Source organism: Leptospira selangorensis (assembly GCF_004769405.1).
GTDB classification, from domain to species: domain Bacteria; phylum Spirochaetota; class Leptospiria; order Leptospirales; family Leptospiraceae; genus Leptospira_B; species Leptospira_B selangorensis.
This window is the reverse complement of the sequence record NZ_RQES01000018.1, coordinates 280,416-303,262: the sequence shown is the minus strand read 5'-3', so window position 1 is coordinate 303,262 and position 22,847 is coordinate 280,416. Positions and strand designations below refer to the sequence as shown.

The window sequence follows — 22,847 nt, the reverse complement described above, 5'->3', positions numbered from 1 at the left end:
ATATTTTCTTAGATTTTTTGACCTTCAGTCGCTTTTTTAATTTAAAAACTCGCATTTATCATGCCAAATTGTCTCTTCCTCTGCTAAAGTAGAATATTTCGAAACTTCTTTTCCATCCAGGATTGTACAGAAAGACCGATAGAATAAGATAGAATGCTCAGAGAGACCAAATATATAGCTAGAGCCAGCATCTTAGTCTTTCTGCTATTCTCCCCTACATTACAAAAATTGAATTCAATTCCCGTTTCCATCAGTACGGAACCGGACTTGGATTATAATTACGAATACGAAAAGAATGGTGTATATACCAAGTTTTCCGATTGGGTGCCCTATAAACTCCATAAATGGGAACCGAAGTTTTTAGAAGATTATTACGAGATGTACGGTCTCAAACTTCATTATAAAGAGAATGAGCTCAGAAGGAATATATTCTTCTTAAAAGCAGGTTTACAAAAAAGATTCCGGCATCCAAGAAATGCACTCTGCAGAGTAACTAACGAAGAAGAATATCATAAATATAGACTTCTGATCTTTATGCACATGAATCTGCAGATTATGAGATCTTATATGAGGATCGCTTCTCAATTCGATAAAAGGCATTTATATTTTTATAATTTAGATTTTGCCCACGAGCTCAAACAATCCTTCGAAGTAGCTGATTCATTCTACAAAGAGGCTATTCCTTATTGGGAAGCTTCCAGAAAATACGCGGACCAAGCCTCAGAGATTGATTATGATCTGGATCTAGGAACGATTGAAACGGAAAGATACGAGATCATCACAGGTAAATTAGACTTCGGACAGATAATCTCCGATCATAGAGAAAGGCTGACTAAAAAAAGAGAAACTGTAGGGGCATATTTGGCTAAATATCCGGAAGCGGATAAACCGAACCTAGATCAGATCCCTTAAATTTTGCTATAGATCTTCTAAACAAAAAGTATCGATCCTAAACTTAAAGCCGAATCAGTTCCCATTTGTTTTCTATAATCTTTTGATCAATGAACTCTGATGGACTTAAATAAATTGTTAGGACTTTTATTGATTCATTAACAGGGATCCATAGCAGATTTAGGGACTGTACGCCTGCAATTTCTTCCGCAGATATATAAGGAAAAAAGTTCCTTAAAACCACTTCTTTATTTATCTTTATACGAGGAATTCTTGAGCTTATAACAGCTGCCTCAACAGGAAATTGATCTTCAAAATCATTCGTTAGATTAATTACCGGATGTCCAATGACTAAATTAACTTGTTGTTCTTTCAAATAACTTATCTTAGAAAATCTTTTATGCCCGCTCTTCATATATTCGGCAGCTAGAAATTTATCCGGATTTCGAACATTAGTATCCATTAGGCCAAGCATATCTAATGTATAAAGTTTTGAATAATAAGGAATAGCTCCTGCGGGTGTTAAGGCTATTCTGACTTGAGAATTTCCGAAATATTCTTGGAATTTTTTACCGATCAAACTCCAATTTTCATAGGGAGATTTCAGATGTCTTTCCAACATACGAGTAGTTTCTACTGTCGAAAAATTCGAGATAGGCTCCAAAAAGAACCTATCTTGTAATCTGAAATAATAAGAAGAAATACTAGTAACGATTAACATGGAGCCTATTAATAAGCTCGCCTTTGCTTGTTCTTTAAAAATAAGAAATAAAGCTAATACTATTGGAGGGAAAATAGGTATTATAAATCGAAATTCCATAAAGTCCCCTCCCACCCAGAGTATATATAAGGAGATCAATCCAACCAAGGATCCTATATAACCCAAAAAGGAATAAAATTTGAAATTTGATCTATAAAACGCGAACAGAATCCCTAAAATTAAAAATGGACCAATAGAATATATAGATAAGAATATTTGAAAATATTCCAACCCAGCAATTAAACTATCCGTATTTTTACCGCCCACCTTGGCGTTAAATGTATTCGGTAAAATACTGCCGTAATAGCTCAATTTCCATAATAACCATGCACCAATAATAAATGCGAAAGGAATAGAAATTAGTGCTAAAAATCGAATCGACTCACTCTTTTGATTCCTTATATTATATAATAAGAAAAGTCCAGTTACCAAGGCGACTAAACCGGCATCCATTCGAGTAAGGACCAATAACGCAAGAGCGACACTCATTAATATCAAAGATAAAGCCGAATACTTAGATTGATCATAAATTCTTAATGTGATATAAGAAACGACGCTGATCAAGAAAGTGATTAATGAGGTCTCGAGTCCTCCTGTCGCATACGAAGAAAAAGAATAATTAAAGCCTAATAAAAAGAGAAATCCTATTATATAAAATTCGTCGGATTTGAATAAGGACTTAGCGATTCTAAACCAAACCGATAAGGTCCCTAAATAGAAAAATAAACCCAAATGAATGGAGAATTTTTCAGGAGGTATCCCAAGCGGGATTCCTAAAGAAACTAATAACATCCAAAGAAAGTTAGTGTATCCTTCTAGATATTCTCCGGGATTGAATACGATCCCAAGTCCCTTTACAAAATTTTCCGAATACCGAAAAGTTATGAATGCGTCGTCTTGTAAAAATTTATTCTGGTACGCAAAGTACGTGGACCATACTATAATGATAAAGGGTGTAACTTTAAGAAAAATTTCTTTGAATCTATTAATTTTGAATTCTTTCAGAAAATTACCATTCATTACAGGACATCCATTAAGTAAAAATCACTTATTATAGGATGTCTATGCTCTTAATCTTATCGCATTTGTCAAGAACGGGGTAATCTGCCCTTCTCAAATAAAAAACCCCGAGAAATCTCGGGGTTTTTTAATCCATACTGAATTCTTACGATTAGCAAGAATAAGTAGTAAGGAACTCGAATGGGTGAGGACGTCCTTCCCAAGGCCAAATTTCGGTTTCGAATTTGTAAGCTTTGTAGGTTTGGATGAACTCTTCGGTAAATACATTTCCTTTTTTGAAAATTTCTTTACCAGCCAACATATGCTCAACTGCTTCTCTAAGAGTGTGAGGCATTTGTTGGATTCCCTTCTCACGGATCTCATCCAGAGAAAGTTCGAACAAGTCTTCTTCCCGAGGTGGTCCCGGATCGATCTTGTTCTGAATTCCGTCAAGTCCTGCCATAAGCAATGCAGCAAATGCAAGATAAGGGTTCGCAGAAGAATCTGGGAAGCGGAACTCAACACGTTTAGCTTTTTCGCCGCTAACGAACGGAATTCTCGCGCAAGCGGAACGGTTCTGAGCAGAGTAAGCTAAGATCGCAGGAGCTTCGAATCCTGGAAGAAGTCTCTTATAAGAGTTTGTGGAAGCGTTAGTGAAAGCAGCTACGGTTTTTCCATGCTTCAATACACCACCGGTATAGTTTAGAGCAAGCTCGCTCAAACCTTGGTATCCGTTTCCTGCAAATAGGTTTTTACCGTCTTTCCAAATGGATTGGTGGCAGTGCATACCGTTACCGTTATCTCCGTAAAGAGGTTTAGGCATGAAGGTTGCAGTTTTTCCCCATTTATGAGCTACGTTCTTAACAACATATTTCAGTTTTTGAACGTTATCTGCCGCTTCAATAAGAGTTCCGAATTTAACTCCGATCTCACCTTGAGCCTGAGCAACCTCGTGGTGAACCACGAAAGTTTCCATTCCGATCTTATGAAGGGTTTTAACGATATCTGCACGAAGATCAACTTGAGAATCCACAGGAGCTACTGGGAAGTAACCACCTTTGGTTCCTGGACGGTGTCCTGTGTTGATAGAACCAGGCATATCAGTGTGAGAATTCCAAATACCTTCGGAAGATTCTAATTCATAATACTGAATATTGATCGCGTCTCTTACTTTCAAACCGTCGAAAAGGAAGAATTCGTTTTCTGGTCCGAAGTAAACTGTATCGCCGATCCCGGTATCTTTCAGATATTTCACCGCATTTTTAGCGATGGAACGAGGGCATTTTTCGTAAGCTTGGTTCTTATAGATGTCCCAAACGTCGCAGAATACTACAAGAGTCGGGTCTGCAGTAAACGGATCCAAAAAAATGGAAGTTGGGTCAGGGATCAACTGCATGTCCGATTTGTGGATCGGCTGCCAAGCAGGGATGGAAGAACCGTCAAAAGGAAGTCCTTTTAAAGTGTCTTCTTCTACGGAATCTACGTGGTAAGAAACGTGGTGCCAAGCTCCTTTAATATCCGTAAAACGGAAATCGTAGAAAAGAATCTTGTTCGCTTTTGCGAAAGCGATCACTTCTGCGGCATTTTTCGCCATTGATACTTATCTCCTATATCTTTGTACTAGGGGTCTCTAATTCGCACGCGAAAAGCGTGTCCTGCTTATGCTTATGCAAGAGATGTGCCAAATCCTAATACCCATCTTGCAAGTATCTTCCTTCCCAATAAAAAAAGGATGAGCCCCTTGAAAAGCAGTCCATGTTCAGGCTAAAAATCCTTGAACCTGAGGCAATCAGTAAAAAACTCCGATTGAATGGATTCGATAGAATTTTGAGACCCGAGGTTTTAGATCTATCTGTCCTTTGTCTTGCGCTAGTTTGGTACACTACGCTCAAAATATAATCATGGGAGAAACCATGCAGACCCTTGCCAAATGGCCTAGTCCATCCGAACTTTCTTTTTCAGCCGAGACGGGTGTCCAAACAGGAATTCCAAACTCAAAAGAATATTTTCAAACCGTGTTGGCATGGGCAAAGGAGAATGGAGCAGAAGAATACTTTTTAGTTCCGTTGGAAGAATGGGTTCCTTCTTCTAAACTACTCTCTACACTTCCATCTTATCCGATCCGCACGCAAATAGATAACCCTGATTCAGTTACCTTCTCCTATTTAATCCCTCCGGTATTATTCGGAAAAAAACTATGCTTTTGGATCTCAGAAGGAACTAGCTTAACCGACTCTTATATTCATATTTTAGAAAAGATCGAAAGATCAGAAGAACAACTCAGCAAAATTTTCGGAATAGAGATCCATTCCATCCCTGAAATCGTTTGGAAAGAAGAAGAGAAACATTCAAATTCCCTACTATTAGAAAGAAAATTATGGGGAAAAAAAGAGAATGGAAAAAGATATTCCTCCTCCTTCTCTCTAGCCAAAGCCTTTTTCGTAGGATCTTTGACGGATATCAGAGAAATTCATGAATACGAATTAGTCTCCGGATCTTCTTCTCTGTTGGAAAAAACGATCCAAAAGTTCTTATATAAAAGAGCAGATTCCAAATACTTCTCCCTTTTATCCTCATTGGGGAAAATCGAATCTGAGAATGAATTCGTTTTTAAACCTAAGATCCATTTTTCATTCGGGCTACAACTTTTGATACTCGCTTGCGTTCTTGCAGAAGCATATGAGGAATTAGTTTCTCGTTGGATAGAAGAAAGGCCTCAGCACAAAGACATATTGAGCAAATTAGAAGAATGGACTGGGAAAGAATTTCATCCTAAAACCGAGGCCGGAATGGAAGCGATCTTCGAAGAAAAAGTCGTTCATTTATTGGATAAATATTCAGGTAGAACGGATAGATACCTTCTAAAAAGATTAGAACAAGAATATTCAAATTCTCAAAAAGATTTATCGGAACATTTCCAACTTAGGAAGAAGGAACTAGAAGAAAAACTGATCCCTGACCTTCTCTCTCAACTAGAATCTCATTCTAAACTTTCTTTTCCGGAAGAATTAAAAACTGAGTGGGAAAATTTAGGAAAAACATTACAGACTCGTCTAGAAAATTTACTCTTAGAAAGAAAAAATTTACTAAATCCGGAACAAAAAGGGAACGGAAAAACACCCGAAAGCTGGAACATTCTAATCGGGCAAAGGTCAGATTAAGGAATATAAGGCCAGTTTATCCTAGGAAGGTTTCGGAATCTCCCGGAGAGAAATCTTTGACAATGCCGGTATTTCAAAAAAAATGACCGGTAAATACCTTTCAAAGGTATTTCCTAGGAATAACGGCGACGTAGCTCAGCTGGTTAGAGCAACGGAATCATAATCCGCAGGTCCGGGGTTCGAATCCCTGCGTCGCTAGGTCCTTTGGAGAAAACACACCCATGAAAAAAACAATCCTCGCAACCCTAATCTTGCTAGCTACGGTTTTCACCGGATTCTCCTCCGTTTCCGCTCAAAGCCAAGCATGCAACCAGATCTGTGATTTTTACACAACCTGCGTAGAAGGGCAAAAAAAGCTTAGTGCTGCAGATAAACAAAAAGTGGGAGCCGGTTGTTTGAATACCTGCCGCAAAAATTATTCAGCAGTTACTTCTTGTTACGAAACTCATTCAGGCCAATGTGCACCTTTTAATAGCTGCTTAATGGACAGTTATAAAGGTAAAAAATAAGTTCTAATTCATTCGATCGGGTACTTGTAAAAATGCCCGGTCGAAATCCTTAAAGACTGGATCCAGTCCCTTCTTCCTTAACATCTCAGTAAATTCTTCGATCTTTCTAGTATCTTCTATCTCGAATTGTTTCAATTCTTCCCCGCCTGAATAACCTCCAGGATCTGTCCTAGATTCCACGGACATATGGGTGATCGGCATTCCTGCGAGATGATTTCTCATCCGAATAGATTCTCTTGTGGATTGAACAAGTCCGCTATCCGGTAAAAAAAGTCGAAGTGCAAATAAAAACCGAACATACTCTCGGTCGGACACAAAAATCGTCTTATCAAACTCACCTTCTGCAGGTCTCATTCGAGGAAGAGAAATTTGGATGGTAGTTCTCCAATATTTTTTGGAAAGATAATGTGCATGTTCAGCAAGTCGGAACATTTCTCCATACGGATCCGAAAGCCCAAGTAGTGCACCTACTCCAATACGACGAAAACCGGCAAGGCCTCCTCTATCGGGAGCATCCAGTCTATATCTCATATTCTTTTTCATCCCGCGTAGATGATACTTAGAATAGACCTCCGGATCATAGGTCTCTTGGTAGACTACTAAACCTTCTACCCCTTCTCCAATCAATACCTCGTATTTTTCTTGGTCCATCGGATAAATTTCTATGGAGATAGAATCAAAATAGGATTTTAAGATACGGACCGCGGATCTTAAATATTCTAAATTTGTGATAGAATAATCTTCTCCGGTTAAAATGAGAAGATGCCGGATTCCTTTTGAATATAGGACTTCCGACTCGGCCCGGATCTCAGACTCGTTTAAAGTTTTTCTGGGGATCTTATTTTCAAAACTGAATCCGCAATAAACGCAAGAAGACCTACATTCATTGGAAAGATACATCGGCATATAGAGAGAAATCGTATTACCGAATCTCTTTTTGGTCCAGTTAATGGAAAGTTCCGCCATCTCTTCTAAATAAGAATCAGCAGATGGATGCAATAAAGAGAGATATTCTTCGAAATTGAGGACTTTTCCGGAATGAGAAGTATGAAGTGCAGACTCTATATCTAATTTAGATTTAGATAATACTCTTTCCTTCGCTTCTGAGAAGGCGATTTTATCAAATAACTCCGTGTACATTTCTAGATTCTTCTTCTAAAAATCCTGTAAGAGGACTGGAGGCTGCAGCTTTTTTGGATGTGGAAATTCCTGAATTAGAGTATAATCTGGAAATTCTTCCTGCTTCTGTGGCAAGTTTGAATGCGTATGCCGTTTTTGCAGGATCTTTAGCGATCGCAATTGCAGTATTCACAAGAACTGCATCTGCTCCGAGTTCCATTGCCTGCGCTGCATGAGAAGGTAGTCCAAGTCCTGCATCTACAACCACCGGCACATTGGATTGTTCTATGATAATTTCTAAATTTGCCAAGGTGCGAATCCCTTGGTTGGTCCCGATTGGAGAACCTAAAGGCATTACTGTAGCACAACCGGCTTCTTCTAAATGTTTACAAAGAATAGGATCTGCGTTGATATAAGGTAGGACCTTAAATCCTTCTTTTACTAAGATCTTTGCTGCCTTTAGAGTTTCGATAGGATCAGGAAGAAGATAAACTGGATCAGGGGTCACTTCTAGTTTTACCCAGTCGCCCCCGCCAAGTTCACGGGAAAGTCTTGCAAGTCGGACTGCTTCTTCTGCGTCCCGGGCACCACTTGTATTAGGTAAAAGCAATATTCTTTCCCGGTCTATCTTGGTGAGAATATCATCTTCAGTTGAAGACAGATCCACTCTGCGTAAAGCAACAGTTACCACTTCCGTTCCGGAAGAATGGATCGCCTTCTCCAAAGAAACACCGGAAGAGAACTTGCCGGTGCCTAAAAACAGTCTGGATTTGAACCTTCTGCCCGCGATGATTAGATCGTCTGATTCCGCCACAATTCCAGATTATACTGCTTCGGTCGCTCTTCCAGCAAAATCTCTGGCTTCGTCCAGTCTCAAGCTGATAATTTTGGAAATCCCAGGTTCTTCGTTTGTGACCCCGAAAATCGAATTTGCCCTGTGTATCGTAGACTGAGCATGAGTGATCACCACAAACTGGGACTTATCTTTAAACTTATCCAAGATCTGGCAGAAACGAAGCTTATTGGCCTCATCAAGTGCTGCATCTATCTCATCCAAGAAACAGAATGGAGAAGGTTTTACCATATAGATCGCAAATAGCAGAGCGATCGCAGTCAGTGATTTTTCTCCACCGGAAAGAAGTCTTAGGTTTTGAACATGTTTGCCAGGAGGTTCTGCCATGATCTCGATACCTGCGTTTAGGCTATCCTCTCCGTCCACGAGTTCGAGCATTGCTTTTCCGCCATTGAATAATGTGGAGAATGTTTCCTGGAAATTTTCTCTGATCCTTTCAAATGTTTCTCTGAAAAGTTTTTCGGACTCTTCATTGATGTTTTTCAGGATTTCAGTGATATCATTTTTAGATCTTTCGATATCTTCTTTTTGTGTGCGATGATGTTCGTAGATCTCTTTTACGTTTCTATATTCTTCGATGGAAAGAGGGTTGATGGAACCTAACATTTGGATGTCGGATTTCAAACGTTTGAGTTTTGTCTCACTTTCCCCTTTTTCAGGTTTTCTATCCTTAAACTCGTCGGCAAGTTCCTGCTCGGAGATAGAATAATCATTATACAATTCTTCCGAGAAAGATTCCAGTTGGACCTTATAAACGGAAACTGCCTTTTCCTTTTCAGTCAAGATAGGGAATAAATTCTTATAATCTTCTTGGTTTTTCTGGATCTCGTTTTTAAGACCTTGGATCTCTTTTACGATATTTCGAAGTGCTTCTTTTTCAGAATCAAGAGCACGGCTCATTTCCAAAAATTCGTTATATCTGTTCTCGATCTGTTGTTCCAGCTCGATCACTTCTTTTTCGAATTCCGTTTTTTTAGCGCCCAACGTTTTGATGGATTCCTGCGCTGCCAGAATTCTTTTTTGGGTCTCTTCTATCCTTACGGTAAGAGACTTAGCGGATTCTAACTTAGCATTCTTTTCGGAATTTAATTCTAAGATTCGTTTTTCTAAATAAACGATCTTCTCACGGATATTCTCCGCTTCTTCTCTCAATGACTCGATTAATAATCCTGATTCTTTGATAGAACGTGTAAGATTTTCATTCTCTAAGATCAGATCTTCTATCTCTTGGTCTAAACCTTCTTTTTGAGATAAAAATCCGTCTCTATCAAATAATAAGGTACGGATACTGTCTTCTAAGGAAAAATACTCTCCCAATTGAGATCTGAACTTTTCAGTTTCTAGTTTTCCAGCAAGATAAGAGAGTTTGTTCTTAGTCTCTTCTCCCGTATAAGAATCCAATGCGGATTTTAGCTCCGTTTCGACGGAATGAATACGATCCGCTTCTCCCAGTAGGAGTTCCTTCAGACGATTTCTTTCTTCTTCCGTGGATTGAGCTTCTTTTTTACGGGATTCCAGCTGAGAAATTAGATCAAAGATCACTTCTTTTAATCTTTCTCGGAGTTCCACATGTCGTTTGTCATTCGACTGGATCTTAGTTTCCTTTTCTTGGATAGAAGTATTCTCCGCTTCTATCTTTGCTTCGATCTCAGTCTTGTTTTTACGAAGATCTTCGATCCCAAGCTCTAAGGATTTACTTTCTCCTTCCAGATCGATCGCTTCTTTTTCTAATTTTTCTTTATCGATCTGAAGAAGGCTTTGAGCGGACTCTTCTTTAGTTAAGGATTCTCTGATATCGGAAATTCGATCGGAATAATCTAGGATAATACCTTTATTACTTTCCACCTTGTCTTTTTGGATCTGTGTTTGGGTGAGATGATCCAAAAGTTTTTTGTCAATCTCTGCGACCTTCTTCTCTAAGTCGGACTTATGATGATCTAACTCTTCGATCCTGCCGGTTTCCGCGGATATTCTTTCCAGAAGGACTACGTTCTTTTCTTTAATTTCTTTTAATTCATTCTCAGAAGTTTCATGCTTCTTAGTTAAGGTGGAAAATTTGATATATCGGATGATCTTATCGGTTTCATCCAACTCTTGTTTGAGTTTGAAATACTCTTCAGCCTTCTCAGCTTGTTTTTCCTTAACTTCCATCTCCTTCTTCATCGTATTCATAATATCCTGGATACGAAGAAGGTTCTGGTTCGTGTCGGAAAGTTTTTTAAGAGCCTCTTGTCTTTCCATCTTGAATCTGGAAATACCTGCAGCCTCTTCGAAGATCAGCCTTCTCTCTTCCGGTTTGGAATGAAGGATACGATCCACCTTTCCTTGTTCCATGATAGAGTAACTTGATTTTCCGATACCGGTATCGAGTAGGATCTTTTCGATCTCTTTACGTTGTACACGAGAATCGTTTATTAGATATTCGTTATTTCCATCCGCGTATAATCTGCGGGTCAATTTGATGGTTGGATAATCCATCTTGATAAGTTTGGAAGAATTATCAAAAACTACGCTGACTTCCGCAAAACCCGCAGGCTTACGAGCTTCGGAACCGTGAAAGATGACATCATCCATCTTATCACCGCGAAGACCTTTGGCGGATTTTTCGCCGAAGACCCATTTTAAAGCGTCGACTATATTCGATTTTCCGGAACCGTTAGGTCCTACAACTGCGGTAAATCCCGGATCGAGAAGAACTTCTGTCTCGTCCGCAAAGGTCTTGAATCCAACAATATTCAGGCTTTTGAGATACATATGTATTTTTGTGTTTCTTTGGGAAATTGATTGCAAGTGACCAGAATCGGGCGGACTCTGGAATGCTTAGGAGTATTATGTCTCACGATCTCCCGGAAAAAACAAGAGAAATATTCGGGAAAAAACCCTATCTCAGCCTGTATTTCCAAAATCCTCCAACGGAAATGTTGGAGTTCCGACTTGAGGCTGCCAAAAACCAAAATGAGTTCTTTCTCTCTAAAAAAGGAAGAGCATTGGCAAGTGCGGTAGCACCTCTCACCCAAGCAAAACGCCAAATGGATTCGGTTTCTATACAATCCACAGATTTGGTCGCAATTTTAGGACTCGGGAATCCACATTTGATCCGAGAGGTAGAATCCAAATTAGAACCGGGACAAATTTTATTACTCATTGATAAAGACAGGGATCTACTCTTTCCACTTTGGGAAGAATGGTTGGAACCTGTTATGGAAGTTCCAGGAAGGCATTTGTTCTTGGGAGAAAATTCACTTTCTCTTCTTTGGAATTATTTAGAATCTCTTCCAGTAGAAAGAGTTTCAGGCATCAGAATTTTACGGAACGCTGCAAGCGTTTCTTTAGAAGAAATGTTTTATGCCGAAACGGATATAAGACTTCGAAAAATTCTCTCATCTAAAATGAGCGATCTACTCACCAAATTCGAATTCGAAAGGATTTGGGTCAGAAACTCACTCGTAAACACCGCAAACTTTTTATCACCTCCAAGTCCTAAGACCAAAATAGAATCCTTAAAAGAAAAGTTTAACGGAACACCTTCCCTACTTGTTTCTGCAGGACCGAACCTACGCAGACAATGTGAATGGATCAAGAGTATACGAGATAAAGTTTTTGTAATGTCTTGCGACACTTCGCTCAAAGTTTTACTAAAATACGGGATCATACCTGATGGCGTAATGACATTAGATGCGCAAACACATTCTGTATTCCATTTTTTAGGAGAAGATACATCCCCAATTCCTTTATTCGCGGACCTAGTCAGCTCCCCTCCTATATTAAGGAATCTGAAATTTAAATCGGTGGTTCATAGCATCACTGCAAAATATCTAGTAGATGCCTCCGGAGAATTAAAAAGAGAAGCAACCGCAGGAAGTTCCAGCGCTGAATCTTTACTCGGCCCGATCGGAGATGTACAATCCGGAGGAAGTGTTGCCACAACTGCATTCGACCTGTTAAGAAGCCTAGGATGTAAACCCTGCTTTTTAGTAGGCCAAGACTTGGCGTATTCAGGAAGAGAAATCCATTCTACCGGAACCCATCATAACGAAAAATGGCTAACCTTACTTTCCAGAAAGATGAGTTTAGAAAAAATCAATGAAGCAGTCGTCCGAAAAAGAGATACAAGATATGTTCCATCCGTAACAGGTGGAGAAGTATTAACGGATTATGTATTGGACTTATACAGACATTGGTTTGAAGAATCTTCCAAGTCCTTGGACTTTCCCGTATATAATGTAAACACCCAAGGCGCTAAAATAGAAAACGCGGAAAATATAGGACCGGAAGAAGCCACACAGATCCTAAAAGGATTCCAAGATCATAAATATTTCTGGAAAGAATTCCCTGCCTGGAAACCGGATTTGATCCAAGAAACTTTGGTGGGATCTCCTACAGAATTCAAAAAAGAATTATTAGAAACAATAGATACCATCAAAAACGAATTTTCTAAACCGGAAAAAAAAGAAGAAGCTTATACGGATCTACTTTCGCTCTTTCGAGATACATTAGGAAAATGGGAAGATCTAAGATATTTGATCCGAAAAACGGAAGTTTATATTCTTCGCCATAAAGATAAGTTGGACGAGGAAAGAAAAAAACAATTATTCCTAGGAGCTATTTTAAAGGAATTTACCGGCTTAAGAAGAAAGCTCCTCGCTGGAGATTAGATTGTCCAAGCAAAATTACAGAATTCGATTTTTAAGATTTCAGATAAGATTTTAATTCTTTTGCAGCAGTTTTTAAAATTTCCCGGGAAAGTTTCGTATCATTCACGGCTCTGGAAATAGACAAAGCGCCTACTAACGTAGATAAAGCCAATACAACTTTCTCTTCGGAACCTTCTTTTTTTTCAATGAGTCCATTCAATAGATCTAGATAGGCTTTCACCTGGCGGGTATACGCAGATCTTCCGTGCTCGTTACTTCGGATCGTATCGGCAGAAAGTGAAGTTACTGCGCAACTACTTGCTAAATTATCCCTATGACGTTTACTCAAATAGGCATCAATTAAACCTTCTAGAGAAAGTTCCTTTCCTCTTGAAACCGTATCCTGCACATTTCGACTTCCATCTTGGAGAGCCTTTTCGATAGCTTCTCCCACCAGCTCTTCTCGTGAAGAAAAATGACGATAAAACCCGCCATGAGTCAGGCCGGCTTCCTTCATAAGTGCATCCAAACCGACGCCGTTGACTCCGAATTCCCTAAAACGGTCTGCTGCGGCTCTAAGGATCTTCTCCCTACTTTCTGATTTATTCGTTTGTGAATGGCCCATTATTCAAAACTCCAGTTTTTACAGTTGACACGATTGTCAAAAGACTTTCATCTTTATTCTGGATGACGATAGTAATCCAGAATATTTTTAGGAGCCATTTTATGCCAATGATAGACGTTTATGCACCAAACGATCTTTTTCCCCCGGAGAAGGACCGCCAACTCGGGGAAAAACTAACCCGTGCAGTTTTACGCGCAGAAGGAGTAACGGAACCCGGCCCACTTCATTTGCAAAATACCGCTGCCTATATCCATAAAATGCAAGCCTCATCTGTCCAAACGGCTGCCGATGCTCTTGCTAAAACTGTCCGTGTCCAAGTGATCACACCTCCCGGAGTATTGAACCGGAATGGGCAAAAACAACTCGTGAAGGAAATCACTGAGATCGTTGTAGAGATCTCCAGTGATCCAAGCCAAGCCTCTCGGACTTGGGTGCTTCTAACGGAAGCCGCGGAAGGAGGATGGGGAATCGCGGGAACTGCTTTTGGTAAGGAAGAATTTGCAGCTCTCGCGGCGAAAGCGGCAGCCGCAAAATAATAAAAAATCCTATGATTGCTAGTTTCTGTACGGATACTAGCAATCATGGAAATCCCAGGCAAAGAATTCTATAATAGACTGGATATAGATTCCGTTTTATCAGCGGTAGAAGATGCTGGATTTTCAGTTTCCGGGCATTGCCTCGCATTAAACAGTTTAGAAAATAGAGTATATGATGTCGGCTTAGAAGAAGGCGGAAGACTCGTAGTAAAATTCTATCGCCCTGGACGTTGGACTCTCAATCAAATATTAGAAGAACATTCTTTTCTAAAAGAGTTGGAAGAAGGTGAGATCCCAGTAGTAGCTCCTTTACCTTTAGAGAACGGAGTCACAGTCAGAGAAACAAAAGGAATTTATTATACGATTTGGCCTCTCCAAAAAGGAAGACTAGTGGAAGAGTTGGACAAAAACAATTTGATCCAAACCGGAAGACTACTTGCTAGGATCCATAATATAGGAGCCTCAAAACAATCTAAACATAGGATCGAATATAATCTCAAAAATTTCGGCGAGGAACCTTTACGTTTTTTAAAAGAGAAGGAGTTCCTACCCACTCATCTCTGGAAAAGATACGAGGATGCTTGCAATCGAATTTTCAATTCATTCTCCGAAGCTTCCAAAGACATGCCATTCCATAGGATCCATGGGGATTGCCATAAAGGAAATTTAATACAAACCGCAGACGGGCTTTGTTTTATAGATTTCGACGATTTTGTTACCGGGCCTGCAGTCCAGGATTTTTGGATGCTTCTTCCATTTGGTGACTCAGCCTCCGAGTATGAAAGAGAGATCTTTTTAGAAGGTTACCGAGAATTTCGGGAATTTCGATCTTCTTGGTTTGATCTGGTGGAACCTCTGCGCGGCTTACGGTATATTCATTATTCTGCATGGATCGCAAAACGTTGGGAAGACCCTTCTTTCCCGAATGCGTTTCCTCATTTCGGAACGGAAGAATATTGGGAAAGAGAAACCCAGGATCTGGAAAGATTAGGTTCGGATCTTCCTTTATCTTCCGAAGAAGATGGTAGGAACTCCTTTCAAAAAGTTGAAGAATCTGAGCTTACGAATAAGGATTTTTTCTGGGATATGGAGGATTGATTAATACTTCTATTAACAACCGGTCCCATACTTTTCCCCCAGACGTAAAAATAGATCTTTGTCCAATAAAAAGATTCTTTCAATATAAGATTCATTTTGAGAATTTTGGTCACCCACCCAAACTTCCGGAATACCATTCCCATCCATATCGGTAAGTTTAGTAAAAAAACGTCCTGCAGTTTCAAATCCTTGATCGAACAAATAGGAAACTACCTTTTCTTTGCCTTCTTCAAGTGAAACGATTAAAAATAAGGAATGAAATTTACCGGTGACCTCATGTCGGCCCTCTAAAGTCGCAAAAAGATATTTTTTTTCAGGAAGACTCCAAAGAGAAATATGGCAATGCTCTCCTCCATCACATTTTAATTCAGGAATTTCTCCTAAACTTTCCTTTGGAGCATATCTAATAAGTTCCTTTGCAAGTAAATTTAGGATCTTTATTTGATCTTTATTCTTAATTCCATATTCAATCTTCCCAGGTGGCAATTTAGGTTGGATATCACCTTTAAATACCAAATCTTCTTTATAAGAAATCTCTGGATCAGAAAGTTTTATACGCGCATTGAATGGATAACCGAACCAACATCCGACTTGCTCGTCCTGTTTTTCGTCTAATCTTCTTACCTTTCCTAATTCTAAGGTTTGTCCTCTTTTAAATGATAGGTACCTTAAATCTTCCTTGGAACTCACAGAAAATTGTTTGTAATTTTTCTTTTCCCATGGCCCGAAAGAAACGATCTCTCCCTTATGAATAAATAAATCTAAAATTAGTCCGATATTTTCTCCGGGAAGTTTAGATTCGGAAACTAAACCGCTATTATCATATGGTTTAGATATTGAATAAATTTCACCGATCCCTTCGTTAAATAATAACTTTGCCTTTATAGTTTCTCGTTTAACCCAAGCTTTCGTACCCGATTCAGTTTGAACCAACACCCAGCCGTATAAGTTTCTGCGAGGATCTGAAAGAGATTCTAAAACTTTAATTTTTTGACCGTTCAAAAACTGCACTATGGCAGTTGAAGACTCGTCAGGAGTTTCATAACCTTTTCCGTCCTTTCCCGCATAATAAGTGTTTAATTTAGAAAATTCAATTTTGCGAAGTTCGCTTTCCGGTATTGATTTTGAAGTTATACAGTCTGAAAGAATAAATAAGAAGAGAACGAATATTGCTCTAGAATACATCGATTTAATAAAGTATAGAGGCTTGCATGACTAACAAAGACAAAATAAGCTACAAAATTCTCTCCCCAGGCAATTCTACCAAAATTAATTTTTTGAGATTGACTCTCAAACCTAAAATTAGAGATTTGTCACAGTATTGTCAGGAGAAACCCCATGAGCCTAGCCCAAGCATTAAGAGACGGAACCTCCGAATCTCATACCATCGCGGAAAACAACGCATTCATTCGCTGCTTTATGAAAGGAGTATTGGAGCCCAAAAGTTACGCTAAACATTTGGAATCTTTTTATTTCGTTTATGCTGCAATGGAAGAAGAGTTGGAAAACAAAAAAGACCATCCAATCGTAGGAAAGATCAGATTTCCTGAATTATACAGAAAAGGAATGATCGAAAAAGACCTGGCGCATTTTTTTCAATCGGGACATTCTCCAAAGACCACCCCGGCTACAGAAACTTACGTAAAACATATTAGAGAAATTGCAAATACTTCACCTGAATTATTAGTAGCTCACAGTTATGTTCGTTATTTAGGAGATCTTTCCGGCGGGCAGATCTTAAAAAGAGTGGCGGCTAAAGCTTTAGGGATTGAAGGAACATCTGGTCTGGATTTTTATGAATTCCCTGAAATTTCCAGCCCGAAAGATTTTAAGGATAAATATAGAAACACCTTGGATTCTCTTCCTCTCTCCGATTCTGAAAAAGAAAAAATCGTACAAGAAGCAAATGAAGTTTTCAAACTGAACGGAAAAATTTTCGACGAGTTGGAAGAAACCTTGATCTCCTCCATAGGCAAAGCCAAATTCGAAGAAGTTCTAGCAAGTCCTGCGAGGCACTGATTTTTGTTAAAAGTATCTGCCAAAAAAGAATCCTCCTCCCTGGGGGTGGATTCTTTTCCCTGGATCACATTATCCTTCATCTTTTTAGCTATGCTTCCGGTTACGATGATCGTGCCGGTATATAAAGAGATCATAAAAGATAGATTGGGTGGAACCGGATACGGAGTAGCCTGGTTCCAAAGTTCCGCGATGCTTGGTTCTTTTTTATTTTCACCTTTAGCAGGATGGCTATCGGATAAATTAGGGACCAGAAAAAAATTAATCGGAACTTTTGCTATATTGGACGCGTTTTTGTTAGCCCTTCTCCCATTTATGCCAAATATCTCTTCACTTTTTGTTTTGAGATTTTTAGAGGGAGGAGCGCATATTTTTGTTATAGGTTTACTTCTCACTTGTATTTCGGACAAGGAGAAGGACCAAACATCTAGTTTTTATAATAAAGGAATTTTATTCGGATTAGGCGGAACACTTCTCACGTTAGGAGGAGGAGTCGGCCAGTCGCTTGGGTTTTTAGGAAATAAAAATCCTCTTCTACCCTTTTTTGTGGGTGGATCCATTCTTTTAGTTTTGGGATTTTTATCTTTTTTCTTTTTAGAAGAAGGTACTCTAAAAAAATTAGAATGGGAAGGTTGGAAAAAAACAAAAACAGCCTTATCACTTTCTCCTTTATTACTCGTTCCGATCGCTTTCCATTTTGTGGATCGATTTACTGTAGGTTATTTTTTAAGTTCCTTAAATTTACATTTAAGGGAAGACCTTGGATTTTCTCCGGGACAAGTAGGTGGACTTTTCGGAGTCATGTTCCTGCTAATGAGTGTATTATCTCTTCCCGCTGCACTCCTTTCTAAAAAATGGAATTCTATCACATTAGTTTGGATCGGTTCTTTCATTTACGGAATTGCTCAAGCGAGTACTGGGTTTTTGAATACTTCTTCAGGACTATACTTTTCCATGATCGCTTGTGGAATAGGCGCAGGGATCATGTATGTGCCTGCGATGAGGCTTGCCTCTTCCCTTGCACCCAGCGGTTTTAACGCGAGTGTCATGACTGTGTTCACAGGCCTTGGATCCTTGGGATTCCTTTTAGGACCTTTGGTCTCCATCTCGGTTCAAGAATCTTTTAGTCATACATACGACAAAACCGTAGGTCTGGAATTTACAGGGATCTTGTATGGAGCCTTGGAAATTTTACTAGTTTTAGGCACCCTACCCCTATTATCTAAAATTTTAGAGAAAGAAAAAAGACTTGATTAATACGACCGATTGGTCGTATTAATTTTGTATGAGAATCAGTGCAGAATCCGCTCAGGAGAAGAGGCATACTCTTATCCTGAAAGGGATCGATCGTTTTCGTAAATTCGGATATTCCGCAACAGGTATACAGGAAATCGCTGATGAGGCAGAGATCCCGAAGGCCTCATTTTATAATTATTTTACTACCAAGCAAAACTTTGCCTCAGAAGTATTAGAATATTATTCTGAAAATGCAATCTTATGGAATGAGCAGATCCTTCAAAAAACAAAAGAAGATCCGATCTCTTCTCTTTTAAATTTATATAAGGAAAGGATCAAACTGGAGAAAAAACTCCTAAAAGAAGGAGTTTCCTGTTTGGTTAATGTGTTTGGTCAGGAATTGGGATATTCTGAAACTTCTCTCCAAAAACCTCTTAAAAATTATTTTGATTCCGCCTTGGACCAACTGGCCTCCGCAATCCAAAAACTCCGATCATTCAAAAAACTGAATATTACTAGCTCGGATAGAGAATTCGCTTTGTTTCTGGAATCCTCCTGGAGAGGAGCCCTACTCGTAGGAAGGGCAACAGGCTCTTTGGAACCTGCGGAAAACTTTTATAATTTTCTAATACAAATTTTGGACCATAAGGAATAAGACATGCAAATTGCAGAAAGACAAAAGATCAGAGAAGGTCATAAACATTCTTTAAATGTAAGATGGGACGAGCTGGATGCAAACAGGCATGTGAATAATAAAAACTACCAAGGTTATTTGGACGAGGCCAGAATGAGAGCCATGAGAGATTGGGGAGCTCCCATGGAAGAATTTGCAGACAAAGGTTTTGGTCCTGTGATCTTAAATTTGAATCTGAAATTTATAAAAGAGATCTCTTATCCGGAAGAGATCACTATCGAATCGGATCTGGTTTTAACTTCTCCTACAAGAGCTGTGTTCGAACAGAAAATACTTTTATCGAATGGAAAGCTTGCCTGCCAAGCTAGCACAGAGTGGACCTTACTCGATCTGAATCGAAAACGTCCCGCTAAGTTTATGGAAGTTCTTTAAGAAAGTTAACTTCCTTATAGTAGGATCTTCTAAAGATAGGGCCAAGACCTGATTTTCCGAAAAAATATTGTAAGTATTTGATGCACTATTCATTAAAACTTTCTCTTATCAGCAAATCCGCATACCCCGTTTGAGATAAATCAGCTAATCGATATTATAAATTCTAAGTTAAGTGCGCATAAATCGTCATAGGTGGGAGAATATTCTTTTTTTTACATTATTTTTACATAAATAATTGAGATAAAAACCGGGTTCAGAATTTAATCCTAATTAACCCAAACGTCATTCGCTTTTGATAAAGCAAGTCGAGGTATTTCTTTTGAGATATATTAATTCTTGGATCTTACTTTGCGTATTTTTACTAAGTTCTTCCGTATATTCGAAAGACACGGATCAAACAGTAGAAGGATATACACTTTCTAGAATTAGGATCACGAACATTTCCGTAAACTCGGCTACGGCAAATAATGCGATGAGTCTCATAAATACTAGGGCCATCAACCAAGTAAATTCAGGCTCAAATGAATTCGTAAAACCTAATATTGCAAATTTCCAGGGACAGGGAATAGAATGGGAAACTGATATTAGACATAGCAATTTTATTAAAACGAATTATTTCCTATCTCACGCAAACTTGCATTCTGGAAGTAATAATCTAAACGACTTAGCAACCTTAAATTTTCAGCCGTATATGGGTTCTCCTGTAAGTATTACGGATCTGTCGTTCAGGACTTATTCAAATAATAAGCTGATTACATCTAGGGTCGCTTTTTTGACGGATTTTTTCTTTTTCGAAAACTCCTCGAACAAATATTTAGAAAATCTAGCTTTTCGTATAGGTGTTGAAGCCTATGGAAATACGTTCAGCACTTCTTCAAAACCTTATCCGTATGTCGGAGTTTCCAACGGAGCGCCTTATTCTGGGATAGACGCCATTAACCAAGAGAAGATCAAATTTGCAGAAACTTTCGGAAATGCTGTGCTTGGGATGAATTATAAACTCAATCTATCTCCAGTATCGAGTTTCGATTTCGGTTTCGAATATTTTAAAAGTTTCGGAAACGATTCCAAATACGAAAACCAATATCTCTCTATGTCCATATCCTCTTTAGGCACATATTTACCAATTGCCTCCAAAGCAACTGGGCTCGTAAAGAGTGAATTAGAAGGTTTTAGAACTTCCTTAGGATATAGGTATTATATTAACGAAATTTCCTTTTTTAGGGTCTCATTCGCTTACCAAGATTCTACACAAAAAGTTAAAGACGCTGATGTACCGTCTTCTGGGAATTTAATAATTTCAAGTGATATATCTCAGTTATTATTTACATTAGCGTCTCCACCTATGGGTCCTTTCCCGAATTCCAGAGACACAAGATCACAATTCGGAATCGAATTCGGATATAAATATTAAGAACGGAGTCGTATAAATTTTGGAACCAAGAAAATTTAATGAATCGTCGGAAAGTTTCCTAAAATTCCAGGAGAAAGAGAACAAGATGAGTTTCGAGAAAAAATTATCTTACTTTAAAATATATTTTGGAATTCTAATATTATTTTGTTTAAATGCCTCGATCCTAAATTGTGCGTCTGCCCCGGCGTATAAGGAAGTAAACGTATCTGCGAAATATTTATTAAACGACGCGGAACGTCTTATCCAGGAAAAAAAATATGGAGAAGCTTCAGAATCTCTGAGAGCAGTTTTTAGGATTTATCCGGATAATGCACAAGCTGAAATTCTCTGGGAAAAATTACCTGAAGTTTGGCAAAGAAGGACTAAATACGATAATGCTTTGGGGCAAGGTTTTGCCAAAAGATCTCCCGAAGAAAGCGGCTTTTTCGAGAGACTAGCATGGTATATTCCGGATCGTCTATTAGATTTATTAGATATATTTAGTTTAAATATATCTATCGGCCCCCAAATCGGTGTAAGTAGTTGGAATACCCGCGCTATGCAGACAACTTTATACGCAGGAAGAACGGTATCCTTCGGTTGGTCACAAAAAAGAAACTTAGGGATTTCGGAAGAATCTTCGGCCGAGTATGCGTTTTTAGGTTTTGGAGGAGCTGCAATTCATGGAAGAAGGATCGGAACGGGAAGAAGAGCCTATGCAGGTACTTGGGACGGTTTCTTTGTACATATGCCGAACAATCCTCTTTATATAAATTATCGGGACTATTGGAGTAACGGAGGTAAAGTAGGATTTGTTTTAATAGGAGCCGAAGTTGAACTTCATTATACAGAAATAGCCGATTTCTTTGCAGGTTTCTTTTTTGTCGATTTTCTGGGGGATGATTTCGCTACAACGAATTCAATCAATTTTAATAGAGAGCAAGAAGATCATTTATATAGAGTGATCAATGCCGCAAACAGATATAATGAAAAACAAATGAACGAATTCCGAAACGCTTTCCCTGAACCGGAAAAAGTAATAGAAACCGAAAATCAGGATATTCAAATCATAGTGCCAAAAGGAAAAAATAAAAAGCCTAATTAAATCTGCATCTAATCTTAATAGCAATAAGAAAGGGACTCGAATTATATAGGATAAGCGCCATGATAATTCGGTCCCTTTTTTTTCTTACCATCATATTTCCTAGTTATGGATGTATTTATAGATCCATGACTTCCTTACCTACCGTTCCGAAACAGGTCCAAAATAATTCGATAAAACCAGTGAGACTACAGGTCTTTTTAGCAGGAGATCGATGTATAGAGTTTTGTAAGAAGGAGGATAAATCTCCGAATTGCGACGGTAACACAAACATTTGTAAGTCTTGGATAAAAGACTGGATGCCGGCGGATTTTGCATCCGGCAATGCCGTGAGTTCCGTATTTAAGTATTATCCGCCTAGAAAAAAATGGTTCATAGAACAAATTTCACATATTTCAACGGAGTTATGTAAGACCAAAAAAGATTTAAATTGTTTTTACGATTCACCGGATCCATCAGACGATCAAAATTATTCTTCTACGATAACCGTCAAAGTCGGAGGTTTTCAGCGCAGAATACATTGGTCCTTATATCCATCTTCCTTTTCTCTTTTACTATTTCCCGGATTTTTTAAGGAAGAATGGAATATCGAAATTTCAAGGATAGATCTAAAAAATCGAGTCGAACAAATACATATCCCCTCAACTGAAGTTAAACATTGGTTCGGATGGCCTTTTATATTTTGGGGTGCCGCTCTCGCGATCTCTGATGAAAAAGTGCTTACAGAGATCATAGAATATTCTCTTCACTATAATACGGCGTCAAACCCATAGAGTGTATTTTGTTTTTAGTTATATTAAATATATTTAATTATATTAAACAATTTCCAGGCAAAACAAGTTCGGACGG

19 protein-coding genes, 1 tRNA gene and 1 pseudogene are annotated in these 22,847 nt (G+C 38.7%); 14 read left to right on the top strand and 7 right to left on the bottom strand.

The window, feature by feature from the left end; genetic code table 11:
- Nucleotides 1-153 precede the first annotated feature (153 nt).
- Nucleotides 154-912, top strand: a complete 759-nt coding sequence (locus EHO58_RS13835; RefSeq protein ID WP_135680323.1) for a hypothetical protein — start codon at nt 154-156, stop codon at nt 910-912.
- 43 nt (nt 913-955) lie between these two features.
- On the opposite strand, the gene EHO58_RS13830 is transcribed toward EHO58_RS13835, so the two are convergent.
- Together EHO58_RS13830 and glnA are read right to left on the bottom strand one after the other, a co-directional pair.
- Nucleotides 956-2,671 carry a glycosyltransferase family protein gene (locus tag EHO58_RS13830; protein ID WP_135680322.1) on the bottom strand — a complete coding sequence of 572 codons (1,716 nt, stop codon included), beginning with the start codon at nt 2,669-2,671 and terminating at the stop codon, nt 956-958.
- Between the two features lie 151 nt (nt 2,672-2,822).
- Entirely contained in the window at nt 2,823-4,244 is a 1,422-nt protein-coding gene (gene glnA / locus EHO58_RS13825) for a type I glutamate--ammonia ligase (RefSeq protein ID WP_135615791.1), read from the bottom strand.
- A 319-nt stretch (nt 4,245-4,563) separates the two neighbouring features.
- Between glnA and EHO58_RS13820 the strand changes: the two genes are divergently transcribed.
- The 3 genes from EHO58_RS13820 to EHO58_RS13810 all read left to right on the top strand — a co-directional run bounded on the left by EHO58_RS13820 (nt 4,564) and on the right by EHO58_RS13810 (nt 6,320).
- Nucleotides 4,564-5,811, top strand: coding sequence for a hypothetical protein (locus EHO58_RS13820; protein WP_135680321.1), 1,248 nt, complete (start codon nt 4,564-4,566; stop codon nt 5,809-5,811).
- A gap of 124 nt (nt 5,812-5,935) precedes the next feature.
- Nucleotides 5,936-6,009: transfer RNA gene (locus EHO58_RS13815), tRNA-Met, on the top strand.
- A 23-nt stretch (nt 6,010-6,032) separates the two neighbouring features.
- Nucleotides 6,033-6,320: a Cys-rich protein gene (locus tag EHO58_RS13810; protein WP_135626059.1), complete on the top strand. Its 288-nt coding sequence runs from the start codon at nt 6,033-6,035 to the stop codon at nt 6,318-6,320.
- A gap of 3 nt (nt 6,321-6,323) precedes the next feature.
- Here EHO58_RS13810 and thiH read toward each other — a convergent pair whose 3' ends face one another.
- The 3 genes and pseudogenes from thiH to EHO58_RS13795 all read right to left on the bottom strand — a co-directional run.
- Nucleotides 6,324-7,460: a 2-iminoacetate synthase ThiH gene (thiH, locus tag EHO58_RS13805; RefSeq protein ID WP_135680320.1), complete on the bottom strand. Its 1,137-nt coding sequence runs from the start codon at nt 7,458-7,460 to the stop codon at nt 6,324-6,326.
- Nucleotides 7,441-8,253, bottom strand: coding sequence for a thiazole synthase (locus tag EHO58_RS13800; protein WP_135680319.1), 813 nt, complete (start codon nt 8,251-8,253; stop codon nt 7,441-7,443). Before EHO58_RS13800 ends, thiH begins: the two co-directional genes overlap by 20 nt.
- Before the next feature lie 135 nt (nt 8,254-8,388).
- Nucleotides 8,389-11,046, bottom strand: a pseudogene (locus tag EHO58_RS13795) (chromosome segregation SMC family protein); the annotation flags it as partial.
- A 77-nt stretch (nt 11,047-11,123) separates the two neighbouring features.
- Between EHO58_RS13795 and EHO58_RS13790 the strand changes: the two are divergent.
- On the top strand, nt 11,124-12,947 hold the full coding sequence (locus EHO58_RS13790) for a motility associated factor glycosyltransferase family protein (protein ID WP_135680318.1): 1,824 nt from the start codon (nt 11,124-11,126) through the stop codon (nt 12,945-12,947).
- 31 nt (nt 12,948-12,978) lie between these two features.
- On the opposite strand, the gene EHO58_RS13785 is transcribed toward EHO58_RS13790, so the two are convergent.
- Nucleotides 12,979-13,551 carry a TetR/AcrR family transcriptional regulator gene (locus tag EHO58_RS13785; RefSeq protein ID WP_135626054.1) on the bottom strand — a complete coding sequence of 191 codons (573 nt, stop codon included), beginning with the start codon at nt 13,549-13,551 and terminating at the stop codon, nt 12,979-12,981.
- Nucleotides 13,552-13,658: 107 nt separating this feature from the next.
- Here EHO58_RS13785 and EHO58_RS13780 point away from each other — a divergent pair, with 107 nt between their 5' ends.
- Both EHO58_RS13780 and EHO58_RS13775 read left to right on the top strand, forming a co-directional pair.
- The gene (locus EHO58_RS13780; protein WP_167483219.1) at nt 13,659-14,087 is read left to right on the top strand and encodes a tautomerase family protein; all 429 of its coding nucleotides are present in this window, start codon (nt 13,659-13,661) and stop codon (nt 14,085-14,087) included.
- A gap of 45 nt (nt 14,088-14,132) precedes the next feature.
- Nucleotides 14,133-15,185 (top strand): serine/threonine protein kinase, encoded by a 1,053-nt coding sequence (locus tag EHO58_RS13775; protein WP_135680316.1) that lies wholly within the window; start codon nt 14,133-14,135, stop codon nt 15,183-15,185.
- Between the two features lie 12 nt (nt 15,186-15,197).
- Here EHO58_RS13775 and EHO58_RS13770 read toward each other — a convergent pair whose 3' ends face one another.
- Complete coding sequence (locus EHO58_RS13770) at nt 15,198-16,370, bottom strand: SH3 domain-containing protein (protein WP_135680315.1); 1,173 nt, start codon at nt 16,368-16,370, stop codon at nt 15,198-15,200.
- 153 nt (nt 16,371-16,523) lie between these two features.
- On the opposite strand from EHO58_RS13770, the gene EHO58_RS13765 reads away from it, so the two are divergent.
- The 7 genes from EHO58_RS13765 to EHO58_RS13735 all read left to right on the top strand — a co-directional run bounded on the left by EHO58_RS13765 (nt 16,524) and on the right by EHO58_RS13735 (nt 22,771).
- Nucleotides 16,524-17,204, top strand: coding sequence for a biliverdin-producing heme oxygenase (locus EHO58_RS13765; RefSeq protein WP_135680314.1), 681 nt, complete (start codon nt 16,524-16,526; stop codon nt 17,202-17,204).
- Nucleotides 17,205-17,207: 3 nt separating this feature from the next.
- Nucleotides 17,208-18,458 carry an MFS transporter gene (locus EHO58_RS13760; RefSeq protein WP_135680313.1) on the top strand — a complete coding sequence of 417 codons (1,251 nt, stop codon included), beginning with the start codon at nt 17,208-17,210 and terminating at the stop codon, nt 18,456-18,458.
- A gap of 28 nt (nt 18,459-18,486) precedes the next feature.
- Entirely contained in the window at nt 18,487-19,092 is a 606-nt protein-coding gene (locus EHO58_RS13755; RefSeq protein WP_135680312.1) for a TetR/AcrR family transcriptional regulator, read from the top strand.
- A gap of 3 nt (nt 19,093-19,095) precedes the next feature.
- Entirely contained in the window at nt 19,096-19,503 is a 408-nt protein-coding gene (locus EHO58_RS13750; RefSeq protein WP_135680311.1) for an acyl-CoA thioesterase, read from the top strand.
- A 319-nt stretch (nt 19,504-19,822) separates the two neighbouring features.
- Nucleotides 19,823-20,917: a hypothetical protein gene (locus tag EHO58_RS13745; protein WP_135680310.1), complete on the top strand. Its 1,095-nt coding sequence runs from the start codon at nt 19,823-19,825 to the stop codon at nt 20,915-20,917.
- 85 nt (nt 20,918-21,002) lie between these two features.
- Nucleotides 21,003-22,001, top strand: a complete 999-nt coding sequence (locus tag EHO58_RS13740; protein WP_135680309.1) for an outer membrane protein assembly factor BamD — start codon at nt 21,003-21,005, stop codon at nt 21,999-22,001.
- 59 nt (nt 22,002-22,060) lie between these two features.
- On the top strand, nt 22,061-22,771 hold the full coding sequence (locus tag EHO58_RS13735) for a hypothetical protein (RefSeq protein ID WP_135680308.1): 711 nt from the start codon (nt 22,061-22,063) through the stop codon (nt 22,769-22,771).
- The last annotated feature ends 76 nt before the right edge of the window (nt 22,772-22,847 follow it).